The organism is Streptomyces sp. KLMMK (genome assembly GCF_036961605.1).
In the GTDB taxonomy this organism is placed as follows: domain Bacteria; phylum Actinomycetota; class Actinomycetes; order Streptomycetales; family Streptomycetaceae; genus Streptomyces; species Streptomyces telluris.
This window is the reverse complement of record NZ_JBAMDC010000301.1, coordinates 1-7,997: the sequence shown is the minus strand read 5'-3', so window position 1 is coordinate 7,997 and position 7,997 is coordinate 1. Positions and strand designations below refer to the sequence as shown.

Here is a 7,997-nt window from a genome sequence, read left to right as displayed (position 1 = left end):
GCCGGGTTCGACGCCGAGCTCGTCGACGAGCAGCCGCCGTGCCTCGGCGTAGGCGGCGAGCGCGTCGACCTGGCGGCCGCAGCGGTAGAGGGCGAGGACCAGCTGGGCGCGCAGCCGCTCGCGCAGCGGGTGCTCGGCGGTGAGCGAGGTGAGCTCGGGGACCAGCTCGGCGTGGCGGCCGAGGGTGAGGGCGCAGTCGAAGAGCCCCTCCTGCGCGGCCAGGCGCGCTTCGGAGAGCCGGTCCTGCTGGCGCTCGCAGTAGGGGCCGGAGAGACCGGCGAGCGCGGCGCCGTGCCAGAGGTCCAGTGCGGCGGTGTACGAGGCGTGGGCGGTGGCGGTGTCACCGGCGGCGTGGGCGGCGGAGGCCTCGGCGAGGAGGCGCTCGAAGACGAGTGCGTCGACGCGCTCGGGTGCCACGCGCAGAGCGTAGCCGCCGGCGACGGAGACGAGGACGGTGGCGGGGGTGCGGGCGGCGCGCCCGGGTTCGAGGAGGGTGCGCAGGCGGGAGGCGTAGGTGCGGACGGTGCCCAGGGCCTGGGGCGGTGCGGTCTCGCCCCAGAGGGCGTCGATGAGCTCGTCGCTGGAGACGGTGGCGCCGCCGCGCAGCAGGAGGACGGCGAGCATGGCGCGCTGCTGGCGCGCGCCCAGGTCCACGTGGTGACCGTCCGCCAGCGCGCGCACCGGGCCGAGCAGCTGGAAATGGAGCCGGTCTGCGGACGGCTCCGTTGTGTCCCGCATCTTTCCCCCGACCGTGCCCTGCCGGCTCTGCCCGGCGACAGATGGTGACAGTACCTCAGCGCCCGGCACGGGAGCAGAGGACGGGTGAGGGGCCGTTGATCGTCCGTTGATGGCGCCGTTACATACTGCAGGCACAGTTGTTCCCTGCGCATCACAGCGCGCCTGACACAGGAGTTTTCGATATGACCGCTGAGGACCCCAAGAGCACCGAGCAGGCCGGGGCCCCCGCCGAGCAGCCCGTCACGCCGTCCGAGGAGGCGCTCGCGTCCGAGCTGGACAAGCCGGTCGAGCACGTGGAGGGCACCGCGCCGCAGAAGCCGGGCGGCAGCGGCCCGATCCGTCCGACCCACACGACGGGGGCGCAGTAGCCGCAAGGCCGGGAAGGCCGGGCCGGGTTCCGCCGTGCGAACGGCGGGACCCGGCCTCCCCTTTGCGGTGCCCCGGCCGTTAGGACTGAGCAAAGAACGTACCGGCGCCGCTCCACGGGCGGCCCGCGGGGAGCGACTACCGGACAGGCGTGCCCCGCGGTGTCCGGTCACCGCACGGCGGCCGTCCAGGCCCGTCACTCCCGTTCAGGGGGGCGGCTTGCGGTGCCGCTGAGCCGCCGGGGGACTGCGGCCGGCGCCCTTCGCACGACCGAATGTCGCTCTTGAACTTCCGCTCGTCCTCTCGGGATACTCGCCCATATCCCGTACTTGACATGGACGCGACGATCTCCCATCGGCCTGTCGTGCACCGTGTCCTCACCGATGCGCATCACCCACGCGTCACGCACACGGGTCGCGCACGTGCGTCACGCACGCGCATCGCACCCGCACGTCCTCCACGCCCGGGCACCACCGTGCCGCCGGGCACTCCCCCACAGGAGGTCACGAGTGAAACGTTCCCGCATCTCCACGCGCTGTACGGCCACCGCCGGCGCGGCGATGGTCGCCCTGACGGCCGCGGCCCTGACGCTCCCCGGCGCGCACGCGGACTCGCCGGCACCCCGTCAGCTCTCCTCGCCGCAGGCCGCCGAGCTGGCTCAGCGGATATCCGCCGACCTCGGCGCGGACTCGGCCGGCTCGTACTACGACGCCGGGACCGGCAGGCTCGTCGTCGGCGTCCTCGACCAGGAGGCGGCGGCCAGGGCAAGGGCCGCCGGCGCCGAACCGAGGACCGTGCGCCACTCGGCCGCCGAGCTCGCCTCGGCCCTGCGGACGCTCAAGGCGGAGGCGAGCGTACCGGGCACGGCCTGGTCGGTGGATCCCCGCTCCAACAAGGTCGTCGTCACCGCCGACAGCACGGTCACGGGCGCCCGGCAGGACCGGCTGGACAAAGCCGTCGCACAGCTCGGCGACAAGGTCGCGGTCAGGAGAACGTCAGGGAAGTTCCGTCCGCTCATCGCGGGCGGCGACGCGATCTGGGGCAGCGGCGTGCGCTGCTCGCTGGGCTTCAACGTCACCAAGGGCGGCAAGCCGTACTTCCTCACGGCCGGGCACTGCGGCAACGCCTCGCGGACCTGGTCCGCGACCCAGGGCGGCGCCCAGATCGGCGTGGTCGAGAGCTCGTCCTTCCCCGGCCACGACTACGCGCTCGTCCGCTACACGTCCACCATCGCCCACCCGAGCGCGGTGGACCTCTACAACGGCGGCACGCAGAACATCGGCAAGGCCGGGGAAGCCGTCGTCGGCGAGAAGGTGCAGCGCAGCGGCAGCACCACCCGGGTGCACGGCGGCGAGGTCACGGCCCTCGACGTGACCGTCAACTACGAGGAGGGGGCGGTCGAGGGCATGATCGGCACCTCGGTCTGCGCCGAACCGGGCGACAGCGGCGGCGCCCTCTTCGACGGTGCCACCGCCCTCGGCCTCACCTCGGGCGGCAGCGGCGACTGCTCCGGCGGCGGGGAGACGTTCTTCCAGCCCGTACCGGCGGCGCTGCAGGCGTACGGGGCGCAGCTGCCCTGAGGCACCGCTCCAGGACGCGGCTGTGACGCACTCCTCCGGGGAAACCCTGCACGGGTTCCCCCGGAGGTCTCCGGGCCGGGGTTGGGTCGCCCCGGCCCGGTCGGTCGTCGCACCCCGGGCCGGACCGGGTGGTCCGGACGGTCAGTTGACCCGGCCGTACCAGACGCTGCCGGACCAGATCTTCTCCAGCCGGACCTTCGCGCCGGGCTTGGGCGAGTGCCAGATCTTGTTGCTACCCGCGTAGATCCCGACGTGGTAGACGTTGCTTCCCGAGTGGAAGAAGACCAGGTCGCCCGCCTGGCGGGAGCCGGCGGAGATGTGCCGGGTCTTGTTGTACTGCGCGGCCGCGGTGCGCGGCAGGGTCTTGCCGGCCTTCTTGAACGAGTAGAGCGTGAGGCCCGAGCAGTCGAACCGGTTGGGGCCGGCGGCGCCGTACTGGTAGGGGGAGCCCTGCTTGGAGGCCGCGACCTTCAGGGCGGTGGCGCCCGGAGTGGCGGCACTCGCCTCGGCCGACATTCCGGGGAGGAGCATCGACGCGGTCACGGTGGCCGCGGTGACCACGGAAGCGGCACCGGCGCGGGACATGAGTGTGGATATGCCAGGGAACGCAGACATGCCAAAACCCTTCGTCATCCGCCTGCGAAAGATGACCTGTCGGGTTCGGGCTGTCGAAGTTGCCCGGCCACCTGAAATGGCTTCACCCCAAGGACCACTGCCATCGTGGTCCGCCGTGCTCGGGTCTCCCGCTCCTGCCGATCCATTCGTTTCTGCTCCGCACCCGGTACGGCGGCAGGACTCGGCGTCCGCCCGGGTCGCCCGCCTCGGTGACGGGATCTTGTTGTTCGATGCACGATCCTGCATCACGGGCCGCCGGAATTCGGAGCCGAAAGGTGCTTCTGTGAACTTCTTCACTTCACGGCGATCCCTGGAACCGGGGTGTTACCCGGCATCACGGGTAACCGGTAATCCCCTTTATCAAAAGGGAGTTGAAGAACTGATTCGAGTCACCCCGGCGATGCACGAAAGACGAGGTGGCGGGGGCCGCGGCAGGGCGGCGGTAGGGCGTCTTTGCGTCAGAAGGCCGTGCCGGCGGGCTCCGTGCGGTTCGCTTCGCGAGCCCGAGGGTAGCCCTACGGCATGCTCACCCTAGGGATCGAGGAGGAGTATCTTCTGCTCGACCCGGCCACCGCACTGCCGGTACCCCTGGCCGACGAGGTCCGGGCGGCGGTCGACCTGGAACCGGTCGTGAACGAGCGGGAGATTCAGGCGGAGCTGTTGCAGGCCCAGGTGGAAGTTGCCACTCCGGTCTGCTCCGATCTCGCCGAGGCCAGCCGCCACCTGCTGCGGCTGCGCCATGCGGTGAGCTCCGCCGCCAAGCGGTCCGGCTGCCGGATCGCCGCCTGCGGTACGGCGCCGTGCTCGGGCCCCGAGCCCATCCCGGTCACCGGCAACCCGCGCTATCTGGCGATGCGGATCCGTGCCGCCCAGCTCGTGGACGAGCAGTTCGTCCACGGGATGCACGTCCATGTCGCCATCCCCGACCGCGAGATGGGCGTCGCGGTCCTCAACCGGGTCCGGCCCTGGCTGCCCGTGCTGGTCGCCATGGCGGGCAACTCCCCGCTGTGGAACGGCATCGACACCGGCTTCTCCAGCTGGCGGACCGTGGTCTACAGCCGCTGGCCGGTCAGCGGCCCGCCCCCGTACTTCGACGGCCTCGCGGACTACGAGGCCCGCATCCAGGCGCTGTTGACGGCCGGGGCGATCGAGGACCGGGGCCAGCTGTACTGGCAGGCACGGCTGTCGGACCGCTATCCCACCATCGAGGTGCGCTGCCTGGACGTCCAGCTGCGCGCCGACGACGCCGTCATGTTCGCGGGCATCGTCCGCGGGCTGGTCGCCACCGCCATCCGCGACGAGAAGGCCGGGCGGCCCCCCACGCCCTGCCTGCCGGAGCTGCTGGCCGCGGCGAACTGGCACGCCGCCCGGCACGGTCTCGACGGGGTCCTCGTGGACCCCGCGGGCCGGCGCCACGGCGCGGACGAGGTCGTCCGCAGCCTCCTCGCCCACATAGGGCGGTCGCTGGAGGAGTCGGGCGACACCCGGCAGGTGAGCTCGCTGGTCAACCGCCTGCTGCGGCGGGGCACCGGAGCGGACCGGCAGCGCCGGGCGCTGGCCACGGACGGGCTCAAGGCGGTGACGGAGCTGATCTCGGAACCGTAGCGGCAGGTCAGAAGTGCGGGTCCCCCGCGACCCGCCCGCCCAGGGCCCGGCCCGTGTCCGGGAGGTGTCGCCACCGCCTCGTCAGCAGCAGGGCCGCCAGGCCCAGGTAGACGTAGGTCAGCACCTCCCGGGCGTACTCGCCCGGAAGCGCGAACTGCACCGCGAAGAGGACGAGGAGGACGGCGGCCTCCCACCGCACGAAGCGCAGGTCCAGCAGGACGACGACGGCCAGGACGGTCTGCGCGGCCGTCAGGGCCACCTCGTCGACCTGACGGGTCACCAGCGGCAGGGCCGCCCCTCCCCCGCCGAGCGCGTGGGCGAGGGGCAGGCAGCCCACCAGCAGCGTCCACTGGTTGACCTTGCTCGACAGCAGCGCGCCCAGCCCGTCGCCGACCCGCATGCGCCAGGCGAAGACCACGGCGACGATCAGCTCCGGGGCCTCGGAGGCGAGCGGGGCGAGCCACTGGACCAGGACGAAGCGGTCGATGCCGAGCGAGGCGCCCGCCTCCACCAGTCCGAGCGCGAACGGCTCGGCGCAGGCGAAGACCACGGCCGCGGCGCCCGCGAAGAGCACGGCCGTCACGGTGCGCCGCCCGGCCCGCGGCAGCAGGGCCAGCCGCGCCGGGACGCCGACGAGCTCCTCCATCCCGCCCGCGCCGCACTTGGCGATCCGGTAGAGGTAGTAGCCGTACCAGGGGACGAGCACCACCGGTACGTACCAGCCGATCTCGCGGCTGAGCGGCATCACGAAAGCGAAGACGGCGGCCACCGCGAGGAAGGCGACGTCGATGCGGCGGTGCGGCTCCAGCACGATCGCGCCCGGAGTCGCGCCGCGGCGGCGCAGCGCCAGGGCGGCGGCGAGCGCGACGAGCGGCCAGCCGACGCCCACCAGCAGCCGGTTCGCGCCCGTCATGTTGGCCGCCGCGTAGGCGGCGTAGGAGGGGTCGGATCCGGCCGCGTAGGCGAAGTAGAGGTCGACGGCGTACTCGGGCAGCACGGCGATGAAGGCCAGCAGGGCCAGGGCGAGCGCCCCGGCCATGTCCACGCGGGCCGTCTCCGCGGCCCACATCAGCAGGAGCGCCGAGCAGAGCACCCCCAGGCCGAAGACGGCCACGGCCGGGCCGGGCGGCAGTCCGGCACCGCTCAGCCGCGCCACGACCGCGGGTGCGGCCCCGGCACAGGCCGCGGCGATCCGTGCAGCGCTCGCGGCGGCGGAGGGCGGCGCCGGGGCCGGGGCCTCGGCCGGGGCCGAGACCGTTACCGCAGGCTCACCCATGGCCGCTCCTTCCGCGTCGCATCCGTTCCTGCCGATCTACCAGCAGGAACGAGCAGTCCGGGGCGGACGGTCCGGAGGTGACGGACGGTGACGCCCGTTCGGCCCAACCGCCCGGGAATGGTGGACAGATATTCAGAAATACGGACAGGCCGGCTGCAGTCCTGGCGGAGCCTCGCCCACGACGAGACCCTCGCCGCGCTGGAGGCGACGTCCTCGCCGACCCGGCCGTCGGCCCGCTCTACGCCGCGGGCGGCCGGGCCGCGCGGGTTCCGTGGGGCGGCCGGATGGGCAGGGTGCTCTACGGGCCCGGGGGGATGACCGAGGGGAGAGAGGTGCCCGTGGGACGCATCGCTCGTATTACCGGCCGGGACGTCGTCATCGTCGGCGGCGGGGTCGCCGGGACCAGCGTGCTGCTGCAGCTGGTCCGCGCGCTCGCCGATCGCCGGCCGCCCCTGCCCGTCGCCTCCGTCCGCGTCGTGGACCCCCACCCGGCCGGCTGGGGCCTGGCCTTCGGGGACGACGACCCGCTGCTGCTGTGCAACACCGCGGCCGAGCTGAACTCGCTCCTCGCGGACCGGCCCGGCGACTTCGTCGAGCACCTGCGCGAACACGGCTGGACGGGCACCGCGAAGGACTGCGTCCCCCGCGCCCGGATGGCCGAGTACTGCGCCGACCGCTCCGCCGGGGCCCGCGAGCAGGCCGCGCGGACCGGCGTCGCCGTCGGGCACGTACGGGCGAGCGCGCGGAGCATCGGCGCCGGCGGCCCGGACGGCCACCGGGTGCGCCTCTCGACCGGCGAGGAGCTGCGCGCCGACGACGTCGTCGTCTGCACCGGCGTCCACCGCCCCCGCGTCCCGGACGGCTTCGCCGCCTTCGTCGGCCACCCCCGCTACCTCGACAGCCCCTATCCCGCGGCCCGGATCCGGGAGGGCCTGCGCCCGGGCTCGCGGGTGCTCGTCCTCGGCAGCCACCAGTCGGCGGCGGACGCGGCGCTGCTGCTGTGCCGCGACGGCCACCGCACCACCCTGACCTCGCCGTCGGGCCGGCTGCCCGCCGTCCGCGAGTCCCTGGCCGCGCCGCTGCACCCGTACCCGCCGCTGGAGCGCATCTCCCGTCTCGACCCCGCGGACCCCTGCCTGGAGGACCGGCTGGTGCGGTGCGTGGTGGAGGCGATCCGGCTGCACGACCGCCGTCCCCTGCGCCACCAGGTCTCCCTCGCCTGCGATCCGGTGCAGCGGCTGCGCGAGGAGACCGCCCTCGTCGAAGCGGGCGCGTGCGCGTGGCCGGACGTCATGGTGCCCCTGATCGAGCAGCTCATCGCGCTGGCTCCCGCCCTGTCCCCGGGCCGCCTGCGGGAACTGGCGGCGGAGTTCGCCTGGATGACCGGGCGGTACGCGACCGCGCTCTCCCACGTCAACGCCCGGCGGCTGCTCGCGCACTTCGACTCCGGGGCGCTGCGCATGGTCCGCCCCTACCCGCGGTCCGTCTCCTTCGAGGGCGGCACGTGGCGGGTGGAGCGCTCGGGCGCGGCGCCGGAGCGCTTCGACTACGTCGTCAACGCGACCGGCTTCGGCCCGCCCCTGCTGCACTGGGACCGGGAGAGGGCCGCCCTCCACGTGGACGGGGCGCCCGACGGGGGCACGGCCGTCAGCCGTCTGGAGGCGGACCTGCGGGTACGGAGCGGGCCGGAGGCGCCGCCGGAGCACGTGTGGGTGGTCGGGGTCGGTACGCACGTCCGCATCCCGTTCGCGAACCACCTGCGCAATGTGGTCCGCCAGGCCAGCCAGGTCGCGGACCGGCTCGCGCAGGGCGAGCCC

7 protein-coding genes and 1 riboswitch are annotated in these 7,997 nt (G+C 73.7%); of the genes, 4 read left to right on the top strand and 3 right to left on the bottom strand.

The genetic code is table 11. The annotated features are described in order from the left end of the window. Nucleotides 1–738 (bottom strand): AfsR/SARP family transcriptional regulator (locus tag V7793_RS28880; protein WP_336011809.1); only part of this gene is annotated, 738 nt, incomplete at its 3' end. Between the two features lie 182 nt (nucleotides 739–920). Between V7793_RS28880 and V7793_RS28875 the strand changes: the two genes are divergently transcribed. Beyond that, the gene (locus tag V7793_RS28875) at nucleotides 921–1,106 is read left to right on the top strand and encodes a hypothetical protein (protein ID WP_336011807.1); all 186 of its coding nucleotides are present in this window, start codon (nucleotides 921–923) and stop codon (nucleotides 1,104–1,106) included. A 507-nt stretch (nucleotides 1,107–1,613) separates the two neighbouring features. Beyond that, complete coding sequence (locus V7793_RS28870; protein WP_443058014.1) at nucleotides 1,614–2,684, top strand: S1 family peptidase; 1,071 nt, start codon at nucleotides 1,614–1,616, stop codon at nucleotides 2,682–2,684. A 141-nt stretch (nucleotides 2,685–2,825) separates the two neighbouring features. Here V7793_RS28870 and V7793_RS28865 read toward each other — a convergent pair whose 3' ends face one another. Continuing rightward, nucleotides 2,826–3,299 carry a C40 family peptidase gene (locus V7793_RS28865; protein ID WP_168091774.1) on the bottom strand — a complete coding sequence of 158 codons (474 nt, stop codon included), beginning with the start codon at nucleotides 3,297–3,299 and terminating at the stop codon, nucleotides 2,826–2,828. Nucleotides 3,300–3,303: 4 nt separating this feature from the next. Then, nucleotides 3,304–3,466, bottom strand: a riboswitch (cyclic di-AMP (ydaO/yuaA leader). 355 nt (nucleotides 3,467–3,821) lie between these two features. Here V7793_RS28865 and V7793_RS28860 point away from each other — a divergent pair. Then, the gene (locus V7793_RS28860) at nucleotides 3,822–4,904 is read left to right on the top strand and encodes a carboxylate-amine ligase (protein WP_168091773.1); all 1,083 of its coding nucleotides are present in this window, start codon (nucleotides 3,822–3,824) and stop codon (nucleotides 4,902–4,904) included. A 7-nt stretch (nucleotides 4,905–4,911) separates the two neighbouring features. Here V7793_RS28860 and V7793_RS28855 read toward each other — a convergent pair whose 3' ends face one another. Beyond that, nucleotides 4,912–6,180, bottom strand: coding sequence for a hypothetical protein (locus tag V7793_RS28855; RefSeq protein WP_336011802.1), 1,269 nt, complete (start codon nucleotides 6,178–6,180; stop codon nucleotides 4,912–4,914). A gap of 338 nt (nucleotides 6,181–6,518) precedes the next feature. On the opposite strand from V7793_RS28855, the gene V7793_RS28850 reads away from it, so the two are divergent. Then, on the top strand, nucleotides 6,519–7,997 hold a 1,479-nt coding region (locus tag V7793_RS28850), incomplete at its 3' end, for an FAD/NAD(P)-binding protein (protein WP_336011799.1).

Bases quoted from the DNA above. Each gene is read 5' to 3' on its own strand.
- V7793_RS28875 (WP_336011807.1), top strand. From the start codon at position 921: ATGACCGCTGAGGACCCCAAGAGCACCGAGCAGGCCGGGGCCCCCGCC.
- V7793_RS28865 (WP_168091774.1), bottom strand. From the start codon at position 3,299: ATGTCTGCGTTCCCTGGCATATCCACACTCATGTCCCGCGCCGGTGCC.
- V7793_RS28860 (WP_168091773.1), top strand. From the start codon at position 3,822: ATGCTCACCCTAGGGATCGAGGAGGAGTATCTTCTGCTCGACCCGGCC.
- V7793_RS28855 (WP_336011802.1), bottom strand. From the start codon at position 6,180: ATGGGTGAGCCTGCGGTAACGGTCTCGGCCCCGGCCGAGGCCCCGGCC.